The organism is Luteimicrobium sp. NPDC057192 (assembly GCF_042670205.1).
GTDB lineage: Bacteria > Actinomycetota > Actinomycetes > Actinomycetales > Cellulomonadaceae > Luteimicrobium.
This window is the reverse complement of the sequence record NZ_JBHUWD010000027.1, coordinates 1-22,644: the sequence shown is the minus strand read 5'-3', so window position 1 is coordinate 22,644 and position 22,644 is coordinate 1. Positions and strand designations below refer to the sequence as shown.

Below are 22,644 nucleotides of genomic sequence, written 5' to 3'. Positions count from 1 at the left end.
ATGTACGACGACGTCCCCGCCCCTGCTCCGACGGGTGCGCTGGGTCTCGTCCCCCCGCCGGACCTCGTGGCGCGCGTCGCGGCGAACGTCGCCCGGGTCCGGGAGCGCATCGCCCGTGCCGCGACCGACGCCGGCCGGGACCCCGCCTCCGTGCGCCTCCTCGTCGCCACCAAGACGCAGCCTGCGGACGTCGTCCTCGCAGCCGTGGCGGCGGGCGTCGACCTCGTCGGGGAGAACCGGGTCCAGGAGCTGGTCGCCAAGGCCCCCGCCCTGCAGGACGCCGTGGCGTCGGGACGCCTGCGCACGCACCTCATCGGGCACCTCCAGTCCAACAAGGTCAACGCCGTCGTCGGGCTGGCGTCGTGCGTCGAGACGGTGGACTCGCTCGGGCTCGCGCAGCGGCTGTCCCGGCGCGCGGAAACCGTCGACACCGATCTCGAGGTCATGGTCCAGGTCAACGTCTCGGGCGAGGCGTCGAAGACGGGGATCGAGCCCGACCGTGCGGCGGACCTCGCCCTCGCCGTGGCGGCACTCCCCCGCATCCACCTCGTCGGCTTCATGACGATCGGCGCGCGCACCACCGACGACACGACCGTGCGGCGGGGCTTCGCGTGCCTGCGTGACCTGCGCGACGACGTCCGCGGCGGCACGTCGGGGACGTCCGGCGCGCGCGAGCTCTCGATGGGGATGAGCGGCGACCTCGAGCTCGCCGTCGGCGAGGGTGCCACGATCGTCCGGGTGGGCACGGCCATCTTCGGCGACCGGACCTGACCGAGCCGCTCGCGCGGCCCGTCGCTCACGGCACGCGCGCGGTCCACTCCGGCGTGTCGAACTTGGTGCGGACCAGCTCCTCGGCGCGCTCCCGCTCCTGGGCGGTGACTTCGCCCGGCACCGTCCGGTAGCGGCCCTCGAAGTGCTTCTTGAACGCCTCGATGACGTCCTCGCGCGGCAGACCGGTCTGCGAGCGCACCGGGTCGACCCGCTTGTTGGCGCTCTTCGTGCCCTTGTCGGACAGCTTCTCGCGGCCGATCCGCAGGACCTCCACCATCTTGTCGGCGTCGATGTCGTAGGACATCGTCACGTGGTGCAGGACGGTCCCGTCGGCCATCCGCTTCTGGGCGGCGCCGCCGATCTTGCCCTTGGCCGACGCGATGTCGTTGAGCGGCTGGTAGGTGGCCTCGACGCCGACGTCGGCGAGCGCGCCCAGCACCCAGTCGTCGAGGAACGCGTACGACCGCTCGAAGCTCAGCCCCTCGACGAGCGACGCGGGCACGGTGAGCGAGTAGGTGATGGTGTTGCCGGGCTCGATGAACATCGCCCCGCCACCGGAGACCCGGCGCACGACGGTGACCCCGTGACGCTCTGCACCCTCGGCGTCGACCTCGTTGCGCAGCGACTGGAACGAGCCGATGACGACGGCGGGCCGCTCCCACTCCCAGATCCGCAGCGTCGGGCCGCGGTCGCCCCGGCCGACGGACTCGGCGAGCGCCTGGTCGAGGGCCATGTGCATGGCGGGAGTCTGGGCGACCTCGTGGACGACCTCGAACACGTGGTCCTGCCACCCGGTCGCGTGCCCCAGGGCCCGGCGGACGGCGATCGCGACGGCCTCGGCGTCGAAGCCGACGAGCGCGACGTCGTACGGCGCGGTCGCGAGAGCCGCGTCGACGGCCCGCGCGAGGTCGGCCACGCTCGCGTCGGTGGGACGCCCGACGAGCGCGGCGTCGATGAGCTCGAGCGCGTCGTCGGGCTCCAGGAAGAAGTCGCCGCTCACGGCCGCGGACGCGATCACGTCCCCTGCGGACCCCGAGTGGGTCTCGACGTCGACCGCCACCAGCTTGCCCCCGGGGACCTTGTACTCGCCGCGCACGTCACGCTCCGTTCTCGTCGTCCTACCAGCCGTCCTCAGGCGACAACCGGCCAGGTGGGCCGCCGATTCCGAGCGTAGGCATGACGTGTGCCACCCTGGTCCGCATGAAGAACCCGTTCGCCCGCCGCGAGGCCGCGCCCGCCGAGCTCCCGCCCGTGCCCGACGACGTCACCGAGACGTGGCGCGCGTCCACGAACGAGGTCGTGCTCCGCAGCTCGCTCGTGGCCGTGCCCGACGACGACCGGGAGACCGCGGAGGCCCTCGGGACCCTCGTGCTGGGCGTCGTCCGCGGCGTGCGCGAAGGCGAGTTCGGCCACTCGATGCCGCAGGGCGCCAAGGGCGCGTCGGTGCGTCTCGAGGTCGCGGTGTGCGAGGACGACTACGGCCCGTACACGCGCCACGAGGCCGAGGACCTGGTGGGACGCCTGCAGGGCGTGGCGCCGCTCGCCGTCGTGAGCTACCCGCGGGGCGGCGCGGCTCCCGTCTGGGACGACGCGGCCGGGCAGCTGCGCGTAGATCTCGCCACGGAAGCCGGGTCCGACGACGACTCGACCCGTGGCGAGCTGCGCGCCCTCGTGCAGGCGACGCTGACCGCCGTCACGACCGACAGGGTCAAGGGCATCGTCCCCGAGTCGGCCGGCACGTCCTACCCGGTGCGCATCCACCTCGCCGTCCGGGGCACCGCGGGCGACGGCTTCGGCGAGCGCTCCGCGGCGCTCCTCGACGACATGGTCGCGCGGCTCGCCGGCACCCGCGTGCAGCTCGAGGTCACGCGCGAGCCCTGACGCTCGATTCCCGTCGGGACGCAGACGGCCCGTCTGCGTCGCGGGGTCAGCGCGGCTCGACGCCTGCGTGGATGAGCCCGTAGACCGTCGACCCGGTCAGGGCCTCCCACGCAGCCTCGATGAGGTTCGGCCCGACGCCGACGGTGGACCAGGAGCGGTTGCCGTCGGTCGTCTCGATGAGCACGCGCGTGATCGCGTCGGTGCCGTGCGACTGGTCGAGGATGCGGACCTTGAAGTCGATGAGCTCGAACTCCTCGAGCTCGGGGTACACGCGCACGAGCGCCTGGCGCAGCGCGTGGTCGAGGGCGTTGACGGGCCCGTTGCCCTCGCCGGTCGAGACGATGCGCTCTTCGCCGGTGTGGAGCTTGACCGTGGCCTCGGCGGTCGCGACGACGCCGTCGGCCTTCTCCGTCCCGCTCGACTCCGGCCGGGTCTCGACGATCGTCCGCCAGCTCTCGACGCGGAAGTACGGCGGGAGGCTGCCGTCGATCTCTTCGCGCAGGAGGAGCTCGAAGGAGGCGTCGGCGGCGTCGTAGGTGTAGCCGTGCGCCTCGGCGTCCTTGACCCGGTTGGTCACGCGCGAGAGCAGGTCCCCCTGTCCGGCCAGGTCGAACCCGAGCTCCCGACCCTTGAGCTCGATCGACGCGCGCCCTGCCATGTCGGAGATCAGCATGCGCATGTCGTTGCCGACGAGCGTCGGGTCGATGTGCTGGTACAGGTCGGGGTCGACCTTGATGGCGCTCGCGTGGAGGCCGGCCTTGTGCGCGAACGCGCTCGCGCCGACGTACGGCTGACGTCCGTAGGGCGTGATGTTGGTCAGCTCGCTGATCGCGTGCGCGATCCGCGTGGCCTCCTGCAGCCCGTCGGCGGCGAGGAGCTGCCGGCCCAGCTTGAGCTCGAGGTTCGCCACGATGGTGAGGAGGTCCGCGTTGCCGGTCCGCTCCCCGTACCCGTTGACGGTGCCCTGGACGTGGGTCGCGCCTGCGCTCACCGCGGCCAGGGAGTTCGCGACGGCGCAGCCCGAGTCGTTGTGCGTGTGGATGCCGAGGATCCGGTCACCGGTGTGCTCGCGGAGCTCGGAGACGATCTCGGTGATCCAGTCGGGGATCATGCCGCCGTTCGTGTCGCACAGCGCCACGACCTCGGCTCCGGCCTCGAACGCCGTGAGGACCGCGGCCCGCGAGTAGTCGGCGTCGAACCGGTAGCCGTCGAAGAAGTGCTCGGCGTCCACGACGACGCGGCGGCCCTCGCGCACGAGGAAGGCGACGGTGTCGGAGATCATCGCCAGGTTCTCGTCGCCCGTGGTGCGCAGCGCGCGCTCGGCGTGGCGCAGGTCCGACTTGGAGACGAGCGCGACGACGGGCGCCTCCGAGTCGACCAGCGCCCGCACCTGCGGGTCGTCGACGGCGCGGGTCCCCGCCTTGCGCGTGGAACCGAACGCGGCGAGCACCGCGTTCTTGAGGTCGAGCTCCTTGGCCGCACGACGGAAGAACTCGGTGTCCTTCGGTACCGCACCCGGCCAGCCGCCCTCGATGAACCCGACGCCCAGCTCGTCCAGCAGCGGCGCGATCGCCAGCTTGTCCGCGACGGAGAGGTTCATCCCCTCCTGCTGCGCACCGTCGCGGAGCGTCGTGTCGTAGACGTGGAAGGTCATCGGGTGGCTCTCTTCCTGCGGTCCCGCACCTGGGGGGACAGCGGCAGGCGTGCGGTCGGTTTCGTCGCCGGGCCCCGCTCCGGATGGAGCGGGGCACCGGCGAGCGTGGTCCACCTCGGTCGCCGAGCGGCGGTGCCGCGACGGTCGGCCCGGGGTCGGGGCCGGGAGCTCGTTCCGTGGTGCCGGGCGGTGGTGGGCCCGGCAACAAAAAAACCCCCCGGGGTGCGGGAGGTCTGCGCGTTCGACGAGGTGTGTCGAACGCGCTAGGTGAGAATAAGCTCCGCAACCAGGTGAGTCACGGTCGTGATGTTGCCACACCCGGGTGCGTCCTGTCACCCGCGTCCATCAGGCGGACGGCGGGTGGTCCACGCCGCTGACGTGCCCAGAAGCCCGGTGCGCGGCACGATGGGGGCGTCCGGAACCGCTGACCGAAGGAGCCCGACGTGTCCCAGCCGTACCAGCCCGCACCCGGCCAGCAGGGACCCTCCGGTCAGCCGGCCGGCGACCCCAGCTCCGACTTCACGCCCGCGGCGCCCCGTGATCCGTACGACCCCAAGCTGACACTCGAGGGTGGCCGCTACGTCGCGGGCGCGCTCGCGACGGCCCTGGTCGCCGCCCTGATCGGCCTCGTCGGCGTCGTCGTGATCGAAGGCATCTTCGACCAGGACATGGTGCCGCCGCCCGACCTGTTCAGCACCGGCTCGCACGCTGCAGCCTTCGCGATCGACGGAGCGATCTTCGCCGTCCTCGCCGCCGCCGTGCTCGCGCTCCTCGTCGTCTCGACGCCGCGGCCGAAGCGGTTCTTCGGTTGGCTGATGGTCCTCGCCACCGCCCTGATCACGGTGCTGCCCTTCGCCTGGACCAGCCACCTCGACCGCGCGGTGCTGTCGGCCATCGTAAACCTCGTCATCGGCCTCGCCACCTGGTCGCTGCTCGCGGGCGTCGCGACCCGCACGATCCGCCCCGCTCCGCGCCCGACCCCGGCACCTCCGTCGACCGGACCCGCGGGGCAGAACCCGCCGAGCTACCCGCCGCGCGGCGCCTGACGCAACGCGCCGGCGGCCGCCTTCACCGCCTCTCGGGCGGCGGGGCGGCCGTTCCGGTCGTGACGCGCGCTGCTGGCTCAGACGAGCCGGTGCAGCCACCCGTAACGGTCGTCGGCGCGGCCGTACTGGATGTCGGTGAGCTCGTCGCGGATCGCGCTCGTGACCTCGCCTGCGACCCCGTCACTGATCGTCACGTCGAACCCCTCGCCCGCGAGCCGGCCGATCGGGGTGATGACGGCGGCGGTACCGCACGCGAACACCTCGGAGACGGAGCCGTCGGCGAGCCCGGCGAGCAGCTCGTCGAGCGGGATGCGCTTCTCGACGACGTCGTGCCCCTTGTCCGCCAGCAGCCGCAGGATCGACGAGCGCGTCACGCCCTCGAGGATCGACCCGGTCAGCTCGGGCGTCTCGACGGTCCCGTCGGCGCGCACGACGAACACGTTCATGCCGCCGAGCTCCTCGACGGCCGTGTTGGTCGTCGCGTCGAGGAAGCAGACCTGCTCGCAGCCCTTCTCGTACGCCTCCTGCTGCGGGAGGAGGCTCGCGGCGTAGTTGCCGCCGCACTTGGCGGCGCCGGTCCCGCCGGCGCCCGCGCGGTGGTAGTCCTCGGCCACCCAGATCGAGACCGGCTTCACGCCGCCCGCGAAGTAGGGGCCGACGGGGCTCGCGATGACGAGGTACTCGACCTCGAGCGACGGCCGCACGCCGAGGAAAGCCTCGGACGCGTACATGAACGGCCGCAGGTAGAGGCTGGTCTCCTCGCCCGTGGGGATCCAGGCGGCATCCGTCCGGACGAGCGCCTCGATCGACCCGACGAAGTCCTCGGCGGACAGCTGCGGCAGGGCGAGCCGGTGCGCGGACCGCCGGAACCGCTCGGCGTTGGCCTCGGGCCGGAACGTCCAGACCGAGCCGTCGGCGTGCTTGTACGCCTTGAGACCCTCGAAGATCTCCTGGGCGTAGTGCAGGACGGCGGTCGCCGGGTCGAGCTGCAGCGGTCCGTACTTCTCGACGCGCCGGTCGTGCCAGCCGTCTGCGGCAGACCAGCTCACGCGCGCCATGTGGTCGCTGAAGACGGTGCCGAACTTGGGCGCGGCGAGCGCGGCCTCACGGTCGGCGTCGGGCGTGGGCGTGTCGGTCAGGCGGATGTCGAACGCGTTGACGGCAGTCGTGATGCTCATGGTTCCAGGCCTTTCACTGGCTGAGAAGAATCTACCGGTGAAGACGGCCGAGGGGCAGGGCCCCGCGAGGCGGCAGGTCAGCCGGCGACGCGTGCGGCGAGGTCGCCGCCCACCTCGGCCGTCGACCGTACTCGGTCGCCGCGCTCGGCCAGGTCGGCCGCGACGGCCGCCTCGACGGCGCGCGACTGCTCGGCGAAGCCGAGGTGGTCGAGGAGCAGCGCGACCGAGGCGACCGTGGCGGTCGGGTCGGCCTTGCCCTGGCCTGCGATGTCGGGGGCCGAGCCGTGCACCGGCTCGAACATCGACGGCGCGACGAAGTTCCCGTCGGCGTCGCGGTCCGGGTTGATGTTCGCGGACGCCGCGAGCCCGATCCCGCCGATAATGGCGGCGGCCTGGTCGGTGATGATGTCGCCGAAGAGGTTGTCCGTGACGATCACGTCGAAGCGCGACGGCTTCGTGGTGAGGAAGATCGTGGCGGCGTCGACGTGCAGGTAGTCCGTGGTGACGTCGGGGTACTCGGCGTTCACGGCCTCGACGGTCCGGCGCCACAGGTGGCCGGCGTGCACGAGGACGTTGTGCTTGTGCACGAGCGTCAGGTGCTTGCGGGGGCGCGCCTGGGCACGCTCGAAGGCGTTGCGCACCACGCGCTCGATGCCGAACGCCGTGTTGACGGAGACCTCGGTCGCGACCTCCTGCGGCGTCCCCACGCGCAGCGCACCGCCGTTGCCGGTGTACGGCCCTTCGGTGCCCTCACGGACGACGACGAAGTCGATCTCGCCCGGCTCGGCGAGCGGCGAACGCACGCCCTGGTAGAGCTTCGACGGCCGCAGGTTGACGTAGTGGTCGAGGCTGAAGCGCAGCTTGAGGAGGAGTCCCCGCTCGAGGACGCCCGACGGCACCGTCGGGTCACCGATCGCTCCGAGGAGGATCGCGTCGTGCTCGCGGATGCTCGCGAGGTCGGCGTCGCTCAGCGTCTCGCCGGTCGCGTGCCAGCGCCGGGCGCCGAGGTCGAACTCCGTGGTCTGCACGGTCACGTCGGTGCCGGCGAGGGCCGCGTCGAGGACCCGCAGGCCCTGCTCGACGACCTCGGTGCCGATCCCGTCACCGGCCACGACGGCCAGGCGGATCGAGTTGGTGCGCGTCATGCCGGCCAGGGTACGTCCTCGCGGTCGCCTGCCGGACGGCCGTCTCAGAGTCTGGCCGTCATGGCGTGGTGAGGGTGCGTTCGAGGGACCAGGTCGGGTGGAGGAGCTCGAACCGCTCGCAGACGACGGGGATCGCGGGGTCGAAGCGATCCTCGCCGAGGACGCGCCGGAAGTACCGCTCGTGCTCGCGGCGCCACGACGCGAGCGACCGGTCGTCCTCGCCCTCCGCGGCTGCGAACTCCACCGAGACCTGGTCGAAGGGCACGGTGTCGACGCGCGTGGTGCGGATCATCGCGCGTGGCCGTCCGGCGCCGTCGAGCAGGATGGACAGCTCGCCGACGCGAGGGAGCGGCTCACCGCCGTCCTCGTACTCGACCAGCGACGACGAGGTCGCGGTCTTGCGCCCTGCGAGCACCAGAGCGAGCAGCTCGTCCGCGAGCCGCGGGCTGTCCCCGAAGGACCACGCAGGTGGCGGGACCGCGGACGCGACGGTCCTGCCGGTGACCACGTCGAGCTGGCCGATCCCGGCGAGGTGCCGTACCCGCTCCCAGTAGGCCAGCACGGCCTCGGCCTGCGCCTGGTCGTGTGCGGCACGAGCCGGGTCGACGGGCTCGGGACTGGGCGCGGCGACACCAGAGACCGCGCCGACGACGTCCTCGGTCGTCGCGATCGCGACGCCGAGCGACGCGACCTGCCGGATCCTCTCGTCGGTGACCTGCGAGGTGGCGTCGGGCACGACGGCGACGCGGAGGTCGCGCTGCGACGCGTCGATCACGGTGGCGCGGGGGCAGTTGGGGAAGTTGCAGCCGGCCACGACGACGGTGTCGACGTCCCAGCCCCGCAGCAGTTCCTCGAGGGAGGTCCGGTGGAACGCCGACCACCGCGGCTTCCAGAGCGCGACCTCGCGCGGCCCGAGGTGCTGCGGCTCACCGCGCAGCAAGAGGGTGGCGTCGAGCGCACCGGCCCCGACCGGCAGGAGCTCCTCGAGCAGCTCGGCCCCCGGCGTCCCCGGCCGCACGACGGCCGCCCCTTCGGCGATCACCGCACGCCTCACGAGGTCGACGTCGTCGCCGTCATACAGCCGCACGACGTGCACGACGGGCAGCCCGGCCGCCCGGTACGCCTCGACGAGCCGCACGAGCGCGGGCACCACGTCCCGCGTCCCGCTGACGGGCATGGCGCCGCCCTCGACGAAGTCCACCTGCACGTCCACGACGACCAGCGCCGACGACCCCCAGTGCGGTTCGGTCCACGAGTCCACCAGCCACCTCCGCGAAACCCGACGAGCCGACCCGGACGGCGACGAGCGAACGGCAGCGACGCCGTCGTCGACACACGACGCCCGGAAGGCGAGGAAACAGCAGAGGACGGCAGAGCCGGACCCTTGTGCGCGATCGTGGTGGGTCTGACGGGAGCGCCCCGAGGAACGAGGGGCGCGGACAGAAGATCGCGCACAAGGGTCCGGCTCGGCCGTCCGGACGTCACCCAGCAGGGCGACGCGAGCAGAGGATCAGCGCGCGGCCGAGCCCTCGACGTAGTCCGAGTCGGACGGCTTGACCCATGCGAACATCTTGCGCAGCTCGCGGCCGGTCGCCTCGATCGGGTGCGCCTCCCCCTTGGCGCGGAGCTCCTTGAACTCGGGGGCGCCGGCGTCCTGGTCGGCGATGAAGCGCTCGGCGAACGCGCCGGACTGGATGTCGGCGAGGACGGCCTTCATGTTCTCCTTGACGTGCGGGTCGATGACGCGCGGGCCGGAGACGTAGTCGCCGTACTCGGCAGTGTCGGAGACGGACCACCGCTGCTTGGCGATGCCGCCCTCGATCATGAGGTCGACGATGAGCTTGAGCTCGTGGAGGACTTCGAAGTAGGCGACCTCAGGCTGGTAGCCGGCCTCGGTGAGGGTCTCGAACCCGTACTGGACGAGCTGCGACGCGCCACCGCAGAGGACGGCCTGCTCGCCGAAGAGGTCCGACTCGGTCTCCTCGGTGAAGGTCGTCTTGATGCCGGCGGCGCGGAGGCCGCCGATGGCCTTGGCGTAGGACAGCGCGAGCGCCCACGCCTGACCCGACGCGTCCTGCTCGACGGCGACGATCACGGGGACGCCGCGGCCGTCGACGTACTCGCGGCGCACGAGGTGGCCGGGGCCCTTGGGGGCGACCATGGCGACGTCGTGGCCGGCGCCGGGCTTGATGTAGCCGAACCGGATGTTGAAGCCGTGCGCGAAGAACAGCGCGGCGTCGGACTTGAGGTTGGGCTCGATCTCGTCGGCGTAGAGGCCGCGCTGCGCCTGGTCGGGCGCGAGGATCATGACGACGTCGGCCTGCTTGACGGCCTCGGCGACGGTGAGGACCTTGAGGCCCTCGTTCTCGGCCTTCTCGCGCGAGGACGAGCCCTCGCGCAGGCCGATGGTGACGTCGACGCCGGAGTCACGGAGGTTGAGCGCGTGGGCGTGCCCCTGGCTGCCGTAACCGATGACGGCGACCTTCTTGCTCTGGATGATGGACAGGTCGGCGTCGTCGTCGTAGAACAGCTCAGCCACGGTGGTTCTCCTTGGTGGGATTCTTCGTTGGGTCTGGGACGGAAAGGTCAGGCGGTGCGGGCAACGCGCTCGAGCGCGCGGTCGGTGATGGAGCGCGGGCCGCGTCCAATGGCGACGGCACCGGACTGCACGATCTCACGGATGCCGTAGGGCTCGAGGGCGGTGAGGAGGGCCTCGAGCTTCTCGGAGGTGCCGGTCGCCTCGACGACGACGGCCTCGGGGTGCACGTCGACGATCTTGGCGCGGAACAGCTCGACGACCTCGAGCACGGCGGTGCGGGTGCCGGCGTCGGCGCGGACCTTGACGAGCAGCAGCTCGCGCAGCACGGATGCGGTCGACTCGAGCTCGACGATCTTGATCACGTTGACGAGCTTGTTGAGCTGCTTCGTGACCTGCTCGAGCGGGTGGTCCTCGACGTCGACGACGACGGTCACGCGGGAGATGTCGTCGTGCTCGGTCGGGCCGACGGCGAGCGAGTGGATGTTGAACGCGCGGCGGGCGAAGAGGCCGGCGACGCGCGTGAGCACGCCGGGCTTGTTCTCGACGAGCACCGACAGGGTGTGCCTGGTCATGGGTCTCTCTCCTGGTCCTGTGCTCGTCAGTCCTCGTCGCGGTCCCACGTGGGGGTGAGGCCGCGCGCGTACTGGATGTCGTCGTTGGAGACGCCGGCGGGGACCATGGGCCAGACCATGGAGTCCCGCGACACGGTGAAGTCCACGACGACGGGCTGGTCGTCGATCTCGAGCGCGCGCTTGATCGTCGCGTCGACGTCGGCCTTGGTCTCGCAGCGCAGCCCGACGCACCCGTAGGCGTCGGCCATCTTCACGAAGTCGGGGACGCGGCGCGTGCCGTGGCCGGTGTGCAGGTCCGTGTTGGAGTAGCGCTGGTTGTAGAACAGCGTCTGCCACTGCCTGACCATGCCGAGCGACGAGTTGTTGACGACCGCGACCTTGATCGGGATCTCGTTGATGACGCAGGTCGCGAGCTCCTGGTTCGTCATCTGGAAGCAGCCGTCGCCATCGATGGACCAGACGGTCGCGTCGGGACGGGCCACCTTGGCGCCCATGGCGGCGGGCACCGAGTAGCCCATGGTGCCGAGGCCGCCGGAGTTGATCCACGTGCGGGGGTGCTCGTAGCGGATGAACTGCGCGGCCCACATCTGGTGCTGACCGACGCCGCCGACGTACACGGACTCGGGGCCGGACAGCGCGCCGAGCCGCTCGATGACGTACTGCGGAGCGAGGAGACCGTCCTCGGGCTCGGCGTAGCCGAGCGGGAACGACTCGCGCCACCCGTCGATGAGCTGCCACCAGCCCTCGACGTCGGGCTTGCCGTGCGTCTCCTGCTCGCGGGCGAGCTCGGGCAGCAGGTCGGCGAGGACCTCGCGCAGGTCACCGACGATCGGCACGTCGACGACGCGGTTCTTGCCGATCTCCGCGGGGTCGATGTCCGCGTGGACGATCACCGCGTGGGGCGCGAACGAGTCGAGGCTCCCGGTCACGCGGTCGTCGAAGCGGGCACCGAGGGCGACGACCAGGTCGGCCTGCTGGAGCGCTGCGACCGCGGCCACGGTCCCGTGCATGCCGGGCATCCCGAGGTTCTGCGGGTGCGAGTCGGGCAGCGCACCGCGCGCCATGAGCGTGGTGACGGCAGGTGCACCGGACAGGTCGACGAGCTGGCGCAGCTCGGCCGACGCGTCCGCCCGCACGACGCCGCCGCCCACGTACAGCACGGGCTTGCGCGCGGTCGCGAGGAGCTTGGCCGCCTCACGGATCTGCTTGGAGTGCGGCTTGGTCACCGGGTGGTACCCGGGCAGGTCGAGCTCCTGCGGCCACGAGAACGTGGTGGTCGCCTGCATCGCGGACTTCGCGATGTCGACGAGCACCGGCCCCGGGCGGCCCGTGCGGGCGATGTGGAAGGCCTCCGCGATGACGCGCGGGATCTCGGCCGGGTCCGTGACCAGGTAGTTGTGCTTGGTGACCGGCATCGTGATGCCCACGATGTCGGCCTCCTGGAAGGCGTCCGTGCCGATGAACGACGCGCCGACCTGCCCGGTGATCGCCACCAACGGGATCGAGTCGATGTTCGCGTCGGCGATGGGCGTCACGAGGTTGGTCGCTCCCGGCCCCGAGGTCGCCATGCACACGCCGACCTTGCCGGACGCGTGGGCGTAGCCGGAGGCCGCGTGGCCGCCGCCCTGCTCGTGCCGCACGAGGATGTGGCGGAGCTTCTGGGAGTCCATGAGCGGGTCGTACAGCGGCAGGATCGCACCGCCGGGGATGCCGAACACGGTGTCGACGCCGACCGCCTCGAGGGACCGCACGATCGACTCGGCGCCCGTAACCTCGACCGGCCCGACACGCGACCCGTCGGCGACGGCGCCAAGGCCCTCACCGGCTACCTTGCGGGTCGCGGGACGGGCGGGCTTCGCCGTGGCGGGGCGAGCGGAGGGGCGCACCGACGACGGAGTCGTCGAGCGCGGCGGTGCCGGGATCGGGCCCTGGACCATCGTGTCTCCTGTGATCGGCTGGTACGTCCGCCGGCGGGCGGCGGGCGCGGGGTGCGGACTGTCGACATGAAAAAACCCCTCGACCCGGTCCACGGGTGCTTCGAGGGGTGCGCGCTGACGAGACCTGTGCGGTGGCCTCAGCCGGCGCGCTCAGGAAGTACTACGAGGAGGATCGTCTGCACGGAGTTCACCGTACGCCGATCCCCCTCGGATGTCACACGCCGGGTGCGGACGTCTCACGTGCTGGACGTCCGCACCCGGCGCGCCGGGATCTCGGGGCTCAGGCGACGTCGCGCCGACGGAACACGAGCCAGCCGAGCACCACCACGACGACGGTGACACCGGCCAGGACGAGCCCGCCGTGCGTCATCAACACCACGTGCTCGATGTACTCGCACGACATGCCGCCGCTCACCGGAGTGCACTTCTCGACGGTGTACGTGCCGTGCGCGGTGATCCACGCGTCGGACGAGACGGTGAGCGTCCAGCGGGGCTGCTCGAGCGCCGTCCGGACGACTGCTGCGTCCACGAGGGCGAAGAACGCGGCGACGACGCCGAGCACCGCCGTCGTGTGCCGGAGCAGGAACCCGAGCCCCGCGCCGATGGCGGCGACCGCCACCGCGAGCACGACGACCCTCCCGCCCTCGGCCGCGACCTGCGTCCACAGGTGCCCGGTCGCCGGGGCCAGGTCTCGGAGCGCGAACGCGAGCCACTGGCCTCCCAGCGCGACCGCGAAGCCGACGGCTGCGACGACCGCGCCGCCGAGTGCTGCGGCGGCTGTCTTCGTCCCGTAGACGCGGGTCCGCCGCGGCTCGAACGTGAGCCACGTGGACAGCGCACCCGAGACGGACTCCGCGCAGACGAAGCTCGCGCCCAGCAGCAGCACGAGGCCCAGCAGCAGGTAGGCGTCCGTCTTCAGCGTGCGGACGCCCTCCTCGGCGAACGTCCCGCGCGACGGCAGGAAGTCGGAGAGCTTCAGGTCGGGCTGCATGTCCGTCGCGCAGTCGAAGTCGGCCGGGTAGTTCGACGGGTTGGCCGCCTGGTCGTCCTGACAGTCCTTGACGTACTGGGCGCCGTTGGCCGCCCAGTCCTCCTGCTGCTGGGTGACGATCTCCCGGGCCTGCGCGACCTGGGCTGCGCTCGGCGGACGAGCCTGCCACCACGACGACGCACCCAGCAGCAGCCCGACGCCGACCGCGAGCACGGTCGCCCACCGCACCAGGCGCCGCGACCGGTACCGGTCCAGCTCCACGCGTGCGAGCCTCATGCCGCCACCTCCCCGGCGTCGACGGACTCCCGTTGTTTCGCCTCGTGGACCTCGCCGCCCGCGGAGTCGACGCCCGCGGTCAGATCGAGGAACACCTGCTCCAGATCGGGGGCGAGCGTGACGAGCTCGCGGACGTAGAGCCTCTCGTCCGCGAGCGCCCGCGTGATGCGTGCGGCGTCCTCGACGCCGTCGACCACGAGGCGCTCGCCGTCGACGCGCACCTCCCAGCCACCCGCGCGCAGCACCCCGGCCGCGCGCTCGGGCTCGTCGACGCCGACCCGCACGGGCGCCGCGCCGCCGCCGACGAGGTCGGCGACGCGTCCGCTCGCGAGCAGCCGGCCGTGGCCGATGATCGAGACGGTGTCGGCGACCTGCTGGACCTCCGCGAGGATGTGGCTGGACACGACGACCGTCTTGCCCTGGGCGCCCAGCGTGCGCATGGTGTCCCGGATCTCGCGGATCCCGGCCGGGTCGAGGCCGTTGGTCGGCTCGTCGAAGATCAGCAGCTCCGGGTCCTTGAGAAGCGTCGCGGCGATCGCGAGCCGCTGCTTCATGCCGAGCGAGTAGGAGCGGAACCGCTCGTCCCCCCGCTCCCCCAGGCCGACCTCGTGGAGCACCCGGTCGACGGCGTCGCCCGGAGTCCCGATGCCGCGCGCGAGCAGCGCGAGGTTCTTGCGGCCGGTGAACGCGGGGAAGAACTTGGGCTGCTCGACGATGGCCCCCACGCGTGCGACGACGTCCGGGAGATGCCGGGGCACGGGGGTCCCGAAGATCTCCATGGTCCCGGCGTCGGCGCGCGAGAGCCCGAGGAGCATCCGGATGGACGTCGTCTTGCCCGACCCGTTCGGCCCGAGGAAGCCGTGGACCCCGCCACGGGGGACCTCCAGGTCCAGGCCTTCGACGGCCACGCGCCGGCGTCCACGGCGGGTGCGGTACGTCTTGCGCAGGCCGTGGGTGCGCACGGCGAGCTCGGTTCCTGCCGGGAACGGCATCGGACCCCCTGGGTGTCGGCTGTGACAGTGCGCGCACTGTAGCGCACTTCGTCCCGAACACCACCGGGTCGTCCGGTTCCGCCCGAGTCGACCGCTCGGCGACCCCCGGACCCTGCCCCCTACTCGAGGATCGCGCCCCGCGACGCGGACTGGACGAGCTTCGTGTACTTGGCGAGCACGCCCCGCGTGTACCCGTGGGGCACGGGCGCCCAGCCCTCGCGCCTGGCGGCGAGCTCGGCGTCGTCCACGAGCAGGTCGAGCGTCTTGCTCGCGACGTCGAGCCGGATCCGGTCGCCGTCGCGGACGAACGCGACCGGTCCGCCGTCGACGGCCTCGGGCGCGATGTGGCCGACGCACAGCCCGGTGGTCCCGCCGGAGAACCGCCCGTCGGTGACGAGGAGGACGTCCTTGCCGAGGCCGGCCCCCTTGATCGCACCCGTGATGGCGAGCATCTCGCGCATCCCCGGCCCACCCTTGGGGCCTTCGTACCGGATCACGACGACGTCGCCGGCCTGGATCGTGCCGTCCTCCAGCGCGTCGAGCGCCGCGCGCTCACGCTCGAAGACCCGCGCGGTCCCCTCGAACACGTCCGAGTCGAACCCGGCGGACTTCACGACGGCGCCGTCCGGGGCGAGCGTGCCGCCGAGGATCGTGATGCCGCCCGTGTGGTGGATGGGGTGGTCGAGCGCCCGCAGGACCTTGCCGTCGGGGTCGGGAGGGTTGATGGCCTCGAGGTTCTCGGCCACGGTCCGGCCGGTCACGGTGAGGGCGTCGCCGTGGATCAGCCCGGCGTCGAGCAGCGCCTTCATGACGACGGGAACACCGCCGATCCGGTCGACGTCGTTCATGACGTACCGGCCGAACGGCTTGACGTCCGACAGGTGGGGCACGCGCGAGCCGATGCGGTCGAAGTCCGCGAGCGTGAGGTCGACGTCCGCCTCGTGGGCGATCGCGAGCAGGTGCAGGACGGCGTTGGTCGAGCCGCCGAACGCCATCACCACCGCGATCGCGTTCTCGAAGGCGTCCTTCGTCATGATGTCCCGGGCCGTGATGCCCTGCCGCAGCAGCTCGACCACCGCTTCGCCCGAGCGGTGCGCGAACTGGTCGCGCCGGCGGTCCGCCGACGGCGGGGCGGCCGAGCCCGGCAGCGACATCCCCATGGCCTCGGCCACCGACGCCATCGTGTTCGCGGTGTACATGCCGCCGCACGCGCCTTCGCCGGGGCAGATGGCGCGCTCGATCGCGTCGAGGTCGCGCTCGCTCAGGAGCCCGCGCGCGCACGCGCCGACGGCCTCGAACGCGTCGATGAGCGTGACCTGCCGCTCGCTGCCGTCCTCGAGCTTGACCCACCCCGGGGCGATCGTGCCGGCGTAGAGGAACACGCTCGCCAGGTCGAGGCGCGCGGCCGCCATGAGCATGCCGGGCAACGACTTGTCGCAGCCCGCGAGCAGCACGGACCCGTCGAGGCGCTCGGCGGACATCACCGTCTCCACCGAGTCCGCGATGATGTCGCGGCTCACGAGCGAGAAGTGCATCCCCTCGTGGCCCATCGAGATGCCGTCGGAGACGGAGATGGTGCCGAACTCGAGCGGGTAGCCGCCCGCGGCGTGCACGCCCTCCTTGGCGCCCTGCGCGAGCCGGTCGAGCGACAGGTTGCACGGTGTGATCTCGTTCCACGACGACGCGACGCCGATCTGCGGCTTCGCGAAGTCGTCGTCGCCCATGCCGACGGCGCGGAGCATCCCGCGCGAGGCCGTCGCCTCGATCCCGTCCGTGACCTGCCGCGAGCGTGGCTTGATGTCGATGTCCGCCATGCTCGCCAGCCTAGGGACGAGTCGGCGGGCTGTCCCCCGCTACACGGCGTGCTCGACGGCGGCGAGCGTGTCCGCGCTGCGGATGTGCCGGGTGACCCAGGGCGCGAGCGCGAACAGGATCCCAGCGAGGGCGAGCGTCACAACGCCGATCGCGCCGAAGTACGCGGTGTCCGAGACGTCCGGCGTCGCCTTGACGAGCTGCGCGGTGATCGCCTGGCCCGCCGACGGCGCGAGGAACCACAGCGCCATCGCCTGGCTCCGGAAGGCGGCAGGTGCGAGCAGCGTCGTGGCGGCCAGGCCGACCGGCGACAGGCACAGCTCGCCGATCGTCTGGATCACGTACACGGTGACGAGCACCCACGACCCGGCCTTGCCGTCACCCACGACCGCGGACGCCGCGGCCAGGAAGACGAAAGAGAGCGCGGCGAACGTCAGCCCGATCCCGAACTTGTAGGCGGTCGGGGGCCGGTCGCCCGTCCGCACCCAGATCCACGCGAACACGGGTGCGAGCACGATGATCGCGGCCGGGTTGACCGACTGGAAGAACTCCGGGCTGATCGTCACGCCGAAGAACTGCAGGTCCGTCCTGTCCTGGGCGAAGTCGGACAGCGTCGTCGCCGCCTGCTCGAAGATCATCCAGAACAGCATCGCCGCGACGAACAGCGGGATGTACGCGACGACGCGACGCTGCTCGACGCGCGTGACACGAGGCGACCGGTACATCACCGTGATGTAGGCGACCGGCGCCACGAACGCGAGGTAGGACATCGTGTTGATGAAGATGTCGAGCGCTCCGCCGTGCGTCGTCAGGGCCGCGAACCCGACGATCACGACGACGCCCACAGCGATCAGCAGGCCGTGCCGTACCAGCGTGGGGCGTTCCTCGGGCCGGATCGGGTTCGGGACGTCGTCGCCGGCGCCGCCCAAGTACTTGCGGCCCGCCACGAAGAACACCAGCGCGGCGCCCATGCCGACGGCCGCGACCGCGAAGCCGGCGTGGTACCCGCCCCAGTCCCGCGCCAGCCCGACGAGGAACGGTGCGGCGAGCGAGCCGATGTTGATGCCCATGTAGAAGATCGAGAACGCCGAGTCGCGGCGGTCGTCGTCCCGGTCGTACAGGTCGCCCACCATCGAGGAGACGTTCGGCTTGAGCAGACCGGTGCCGAGCGCGACCAGGCAGACGCCGACAGCGGAGAAACCCGCCCCCGGGACGGCGAGCGACACGTGCCCGGCAGCGATCACGATGCCGCCGTAGAGGGTCGCGCGGCGTGAGCCGATCATGCGGTCGGCGAGCCAGCCGCCGACGACGGACAGCAGGTAGACGCTCGTGCCGTAGATCGAGACCAGAGCGAGGCCGGTCGTGCGCTCGATCCCCAGACCACCGTCGGCGACGGTGTCGGTGAGGTAATAGAGCAGGATCGCCCGCATGCCGTAGTAGCTGAAGCGCTCCCACAGCTCGGTCGTGAACAGGGTCATGAGACCCAGCGGGTGACCGAAGAAGGCGTGGTCTCGGGGCACGCGGGGGCGAGCCGCTTCCGCGGCGGCCGCACCGTCGCCGGCGCCGTCGTCCTCCCCCTGGACCATGAGGCCGACTCTCCCACCGGCCTTACAGGGACGCACCCGCAGGGGTCAGACGAACGCGCGGAACTCGTCCTCGAGGATGCTCATGACGATCGCGTCCGCCCAGCGGTCGCCGTCGCGGTAGACGTCACGCAGCCGGCCTTCCTCACGGAAGCCCAACGACTCGTACAACGCGCGCGCCCGCGGGTTGATGCTCAGGACGTCCAGCCCGACCCGGTGCAGGTGCGGGCCGTCGTCGTCCGCGGACCCGTCGAACGCGTAACGGAGCACCTCGAAGATGGCGTCCCGCCCGTACCCGCGGCCCCGATAGTTCGGCAGGAGCTGGAGCCGCAGGTTCGCCGACCGGGCGGACGCGTCGACCTCGTTCAGCACGATCTCGCCGATCAGGTCGTCCGACACCGGGCGACCGTCACGGACCGCGGCCGACACGATCGCCCAGTCGTACCGGCCGGGCCGATCCGCGACCTCGGCCGCCCACGCGTCGATGTCCTCGCGGGCGAACGTCGCCGTCGTGCCCGTGAGGCGCGTCGACTCCGGGTCCTGGACCGCTTCCCACAGCCGCTCCGCGTCGTGTGCCTCGATCGGACGCAGTCTGACGACTTCGCCGTGGAGCACCGGACCCCGAGTCATACGCCCCCCCCTGTCAGCTGACCCGTTCGAGCACGAGCTCGCGGACACGCCCCGCGTCCGCCTGGCCGCGCGTCGCCTTCATGACCGCACCGATGATCGCGCCCACGGGCCCGAGGTTGCCGCTGCGGATCTTCTCCGCGATATCCGGCTGTGCGGCGAGCGCGTCGTCGATCGCAGCGAGCAGCGGGCCGTCGTCGGAGACGACCTCGAGCCCGCGCGCGACCACGACGGCCTCCGGGCCACCCTCGCCGGCGAGCACGCCGTCGAGGACCTGGCGCGCGAGCTTGTCGTTGATGCGCCCAGAGTCCACGAGGCCCTGCAGCTCCGCGATCTGGGCGGGCGTCACCGGGAGCTGCTCGAGCTCGAGCTCCTGCTCCTTGGCGCGGCGGCCCAGCTCGCTCATCCACCACTTGCGCGCGCCGGCCGGGCTCGCGCCCGCGGCGACGGTGGCCTCGATGATCTCGACGGCTCCCGCGTTCACCACGTCGCGCATCTCGAGGTCCGTGTAGCCCCACTCGCCCTGCAGCCGCCGACGGCGCGCCGCGGGCAGCTCCGGGAGCGACGCCCGGATCTCCTCGACCCAGTCGCGGCTCGGTGCCACCGGCACGAGGTCGGGCTCGGGGAAGTAGCGGTAGTCCTCGGCGTCGGACTTCACGCGGCCCGACGTGGTCTCGCCCGTGTCCTCGTGCCAGTGCCGCGTCTCCTGGATCACGGAGCCGCCGGCGTCGAGCACGCCCGCCTGGCGCGAGATCTCGTACCGGACCGCGCGCTCGACCGAACGGAACGAGTTGACGTTCTTCGTCTCGGTCCGGGTGCCGAGCGGGCTCTCGGGCGTCGGACGGAGCGACACGTTGACGTCCGCGCGGACGTTGCCACGCTCCATCCGCGCCTCGGAGACCTCGAGGGCGCGGAAGATGTCGCGCAGCGTCTGCACGTAGGCGCGCGCGACCTCGGGGGCACGGTCGCCCGCGCCCTCGATCGGACGTGTCACGATCTCCACCAGCGGGATCCCCGCACGGTTGTAGTCGACGAGCGAGTACTCCGCGCCGTGGATACGGCCGGCGGCGCCGCCGACGTGCGTGTTCTTGCCGGCGTCCTCCTCCATGTGCGCGCGCTCGATCTCGACGCGGAACACCGTCCCGTCCTCGAGCTCGACGTCGAGCCACCCGTCGTGGGCGATCGGCTCGTCGTACTGCGACGTCTGGAAGTTCTTGGGGACGTCCGGGTAGAAGTAGTTCTTGCGCGCGAACCGGCAGGTCTCGGCGATCTCGCAGTTGAGCGCGAGGCCGATGCGGATCGCGAACTCGACCGCCTTGCCGTTCACGACCGGCAGTGCGCCCGGCAGGCCGAGCGACACCGGCGTCGTCTGGGTGTTCGGCTCGCCGCCGAACTCCACCTCGGCCGCACAGAACATCTTGGTCCGGGTGCCGAGCTCGACGTGCACCTCGATGCCCAGCACCGGGTCGTACCGCTCGACGGCGTCGGCGTAGTCGACGAGGGCCTCGTACGTCGCGGTCATCGCGCCACCTCCAGCTCGGGGGCCTGTGCCAGCAGCGGCCCGCCCCAGACGTTCTCCAGGGCGGCCTCGAGGGCCGCACCCACGCGGTACATCCGGTCGTCCGCCTTCGCGGGCGCCAGGACCTGGAAACCGACGGGCAGCCCGTCGTCCGACAGACCCGACGGGATCGACATGCCCGGGACGCCCGCGAGGTTCGCGGGGATCGTCGCGACGTCGTTGAGGTACATCGCCAGCGGGTCGTCGAGCTTCTCGCCGAGCTTGAACGCGGTGGTCGGCGCGGTGGGCGACACCAGCACGTCCGCCTGGGCGAAGGCCGCGTCGAAGTCACGCTGGATGAGCGTGCGCACCTTCTGGGCGCTGCCGTAGTAGGCGTCGTAGTATCCGGCCGAGAGCGCGTACGTCCCCAGGATCACGCGACGCTTGACCTCGTCACCGAAGCCGGCGCCGCGCGTCGCGGACATGACGCGCTCCGCCGTGACCGGGCCCTCCGACGGCTCGACCCGCAGGCCGTAGCGCATGCCGTCGAACTTCGCGAGGTTGCTCGACGCCTCGCTCGGCATGATGAGGTAGTACGCGCCGAGGGCGTAGACGAAGTGCGGGCACGAGACCTCGACGATCTCGGCCCCGGCTGCGCGGAGCAGGTCGAGGCCCTCCTCGAACCGGGCTCGCACACCCGCCTGGTAGCCCTCCCCACCGAGCTCGGTGACGACGCCGACACGAACGCCCTTCAGGTCGCCGAGCGCACCCTGCCGGGCGGCATCGACCAGCGGGGCGAGCGGCTCGGCGATCGACGTCGAGTCGCGAGGGTCGTGCCCGCCGATGAGCTCGTGCAGCAGCGCGGCGTCGAGGACCGAGCGCGTGACAGGACCCGCCTGGTCGAGCGACGAGGCCATCGCGATCAGCCCGTAGCGCGAGACACCGCCGTAGGTCGGCTTCACGCCGACCGTGCCGGTCACGGCGCCGGGCTGACGGATCGAGCCACCGGTGTCGGTGCCGATCGCGAGCGGCGCCTCGAACGCGGCGACGGCGGCCGCGGAGCCGCCGCCCGAGCCGCCCGGGATCCGGTCGAGGTCCCACGGGTTGTGGGTCTGGCCGAAGGCCGAGTGTTCGGTGGACGAGCCCATCGCGAACTCGTCCATGTTGGTCTTGCCAAGGATCGGCAGTCCGGCCGCCTTGATCCGTTCGATCAGCGTCGCGTCGTACGGAGGGACCCAGCCCTCGAGGATCTTCGAGCCCGCGGTGGTCGCGATCCCCTGCGTCACCACCACGTCCTTGACGGCGATCGGGACACCGGCGAGCGGGTGGAGATCCTCGCCCGCGGCACGGCGAGCGTCGACGTCGCGTGCGGTGGCAAGCGCCTCGTCCGAGCTGACGTGCAGGTACGCGTGCACCGCGCCGTCCACCGCGGCGATCCGGTCGAGGTGCGCCTGCGTGGCCTCCACGCTCGACACGTCGCGGGCCGCGAGGCGCGCGGCGAGTTCCGCGGCCGACAGCCGCGTGAGGTCGTCCGTCATCTCACTCCTCCCCGAGGATCTGCGGAACCATGAACCGGCCGTCCTCCGACGCCGGCGCGCTCGCGAGCACATCGTCGACCGGAAGCGGAGCGACCGGGACGTCGTCACGGAACACGTTGACGAGCGGGAGCGGATGGCTGGTCGCCGGGACGTCCGGCGTCGCGACCTCGCTGACCTGGGCGATGGCGTCGACGATCACGTCGAGCTCGCCCGAGAGGCGGTCGATCTCCGCCTCCGACAGGTCGATGCGGGCGAGCGACGCGACGCGCGCGACCTCGTCACGGGAGATGGTGGACATGCCAGCATTCTACGGGCCCGACCCAGCCGGCCAGCGCGCTGCCGTCCGGTCCCGGAGCCCTGCGGATCGGCGGGTTGCAGGGAGGTGGTGAAGGGCGTCGAGGAGTGCCCACAGGCCCGAGGGGCGGAGCACGACAACCCGCACCACCTGCCCGCGTACCGCCCCCGGCCGCGCGGGTGTTGCACGCGGCGTCGCCGTCGGCGTCCGTGTAGGTGTGGGGGTATGCCGAAGGCCACCCCCGTGTGGGGGTGGCCTTCGGTTGAATGGGTGTTCGGCGGCGTCCTACTCTCCCACCCCGTCACCAGG

19 protein-coding genes are annotated in these 22,644 nt (G+C 71.9%); 3 read left to right on the top strand and 16 right to left on the bottom strand.

Annotated elements, in window-relative coordinates:
• Positions 1–771 carry a YggS family pyridoxal phosphate-dependent enzyme gene (locus ACFT5B_RS13155; protein ID WP_386798935.1) on the top strand — a complete coding sequence of 257 codons (771 nt, stop codon included), beginning with the start codon at positions 1–3 and terminating at the stop codon, positions 769–771.
• A 25-nt stretch (positions 772–796) separates the two neighbouring features.
• Here ACFT5B_RS13155 and ACFT5B_RS13150 read toward each other — a convergent pair whose 3' ends face one another.
• The gene (locus ACFT5B_RS13150) at positions 797–1,867 is read right to left on the bottom strand and encodes a biotin/lipoate A/B protein ligase family protein (protein ID WP_386798933.1); all 1,071 of its coding nucleotides are present in this window, start codon (positions 1,865–1,867) and stop codon (positions 797–799) included.
• 104 nt (positions 1,868–1,971) lie between these two features.
• On the opposite strand from ACFT5B_RS13150, the gene ACFT5B_RS13145 reads away from it, so the two are divergent.
• Complete coding sequence (locus ACFT5B_RS13145; RefSeq protein WP_386798931.1) at positions 1,972–2,652, top strand: hypothetical protein; 681 nt, start codon at positions 1,972–1,974, stop codon at positions 2,650–2,652.
• A 46-nt stretch (positions 2,653–2,698) separates the two neighbouring features.
• Here ACFT5B_RS13145 and cimA read toward each other — a convergent pair whose 3' ends face one another.
• Positions 2,699–4,306 (bottom strand): citramalate synthase, encoded by a 1,608-nt coding sequence (gene cimA / locus ACFT5B_RS13140; protein ID WP_386798928.1) that lies wholly within the window; start codon positions 4,304–4,306, stop codon positions 2,699–2,701.
• A gap of 443 nt (positions 4,307–4,749) precedes the next feature.
• Here cimA and ACFT5B_RS13135 point away from each other — a divergent pair, with 443 nt between their 5' ends.
• Complete coding sequence (locus tag ACFT5B_RS13135) at positions 4,750–5,352, top strand: DUF6069 family protein (protein WP_386798926.1); 603 nt, start codon at positions 4,750–4,752, stop codon at positions 5,350–5,352.
• Positions 5,353–5,429: 77 nt separating this feature from the next.
• Here ACFT5B_RS13135 and ACFT5B_RS13130 read toward each other — a convergent pair whose 3' ends face one another.
• The 14 genes from ACFT5B_RS13130 to gatC all read right to left on the bottom strand — a co-directional run bounded on the left by ACFT5B_RS13130 (position 5,430) and on the right by gatC (position 22,338).
• Positions 5,430–6,530 carry a branched-chain amino acid aminotransferase gene (locus tag ACFT5B_RS13130; protein ID WP_386798924.1) on the bottom strand — a complete coding sequence of 367 codons (1,101 nt, stop codon included), beginning with the start codon at positions 6,528–6,530 and terminating at the stop codon, positions 5,430–5,432.
• Positions 6,531–6,607: 77 nt separating this feature from the next.
• A complete protein-coding gene (locus tag ACFT5B_RS13125) occupies positions 6,608–7,675 on the bottom strand; it encodes a 3-isopropylmalate dehydrogenase (protein WP_386798922.1) in 1,068 nt (355 codons plus the stop codon).
• 58 nt (positions 7,676–7,733) lie between these two features.
• Positions 7,734–8,936, bottom strand: coding sequence for an isochorismatase family protein (locus ACFT5B_RS13120; protein WP_386798920.1), 1,203 nt, complete (start codon positions 8,934–8,936; stop codon positions 7,734–7,736).
• Between the two features lie 249 nt (positions 8,937–9,185).
• Positions 9,186–10,214 (bottom strand): ketol-acid reductoisomerase, encoded by a 1,029-nt coding sequence (gene ilvC, locus ACFT5B_RS13115; RefSeq protein ID WP_386798918.1) that lies wholly within the window; start codon positions 10,212–10,214, stop codon positions 9,186–9,188.
• Between the two features lie 47 nt (positions 10,215–10,261).
• Entirely contained in the window at positions 10,262–10,786 is a 525-nt protein-coding gene (gene ilvN, locus ACFT5B_RS13110) for an acetolactate synthase small subunit (RefSeq protein WP_386798916.1), read from the bottom strand.
• Between the two features lie 26 nt (positions 10,787–10,812).
• Positions 10,813–12,723 (bottom strand): acetolactate synthase large subunit, encoded by a 1,911-nt coding sequence (locus ACFT5B_RS13105; protein ID WP_386798914.1) that lies wholly within the window; start codon positions 12,721–12,723, stop codon positions 10,813–10,815.
• A gap of 280 nt (positions 12,724–13,003) precedes the next feature.
• Positions 13,004–13,990 (bottom strand): hypothetical protein, encoded by a 987-nt coding sequence (locus ACFT5B_RS13100; protein ID WP_386798912.1) that lies wholly within the window; start codon positions 13,988–13,990, stop codon positions 13,004–13,006.
• Complete coding sequence (locus tag ACFT5B_RS13095; RefSeq protein WP_386798910.1) at positions 13,987–14,982, bottom strand: ABC transporter ATP-binding protein; 996 nt, start codon at positions 14,980–14,982, stop codon at positions 13,987–13,989. Before ACFT5B_RS13095 ends, ACFT5B_RS13100 begins: the two co-directional genes overlap by 4 nt.
• Before the next feature lie 119 nt (positions 14,983–15,101).
• On the bottom strand, positions 15,102–16,796 hold the full coding sequence (gene ilvD / locus ACFT5B_RS13090) for a dihydroxy-acid dehydratase (RefSeq protein WP_386798908.1): 1,695 nt from the start codon (positions 16,794–16,796) through the stop codon (positions 15,102–15,104).
• Positions 16,797–16,835: 39 nt separating this feature from the next.
• Positions 16,836–18,380: a peptide MFS transporter gene (locus tag ACFT5B_RS13085; RefSeq protein WP_386798906.1), complete on the bottom strand. Its 1,545-nt coding sequence runs from the start codon at positions 18,378–18,380 to the stop codon at positions 16,836–16,838.
• Positions 18,381–18,425: 45 nt separating this feature from the next.
• Positions 18,426–19,007, bottom strand: a complete 582-nt coding sequence (locus ACFT5B_RS13080; protein WP_386798904.1) for a GNAT family N-acetyltransferase — start codon at positions 19,005–19,007, stop codon at positions 18,426–18,428.
• A 13-nt stretch (positions 19,008–19,020) separates the two neighbouring features.
• Entirely contained in the window at positions 19,021–20,526 is a 1,506-nt protein-coding gene (gene gatB / locus ACFT5B_RS13075; protein WP_386798902.1) for an Asp-tRNA(Asn)/Glu-tRNA(Gln) amidotransferase subunit GatB, read from the bottom strand.
• Positions 20,523–22,040 (bottom strand): Asp-tRNA(Asn)/Glu-tRNA(Gln) amidotransferase subunit GatA, encoded by a 1,518-nt coding sequence (gene gatA / locus ACFT5B_RS13070; RefSeq protein ID WP_386798900.1) that lies wholly within the window; start codon positions 22,038–22,040, stop codon positions 20,523–20,525. The genes gatB and gatA overlap by 4 nt, the downstream gene beginning before the upstream one ends.
• A gap of 1 nt (position 22,041) precedes the next feature.
• Positions 22,042–22,338: an Asp-tRNA(Asn)/Glu-tRNA(Gln) amidotransferase subunit GatC gene (gatC, locus tag ACFT5B_RS13065; RefSeq protein WP_386798898.1), complete on the bottom strand. Its 297-nt coding sequence runs from the start codon at positions 22,336–22,338 to the stop codon at positions 22,042–22,044.
• Between the last annotated feature and the right edge of the window lie 306 nt (positions 22,339–22,644).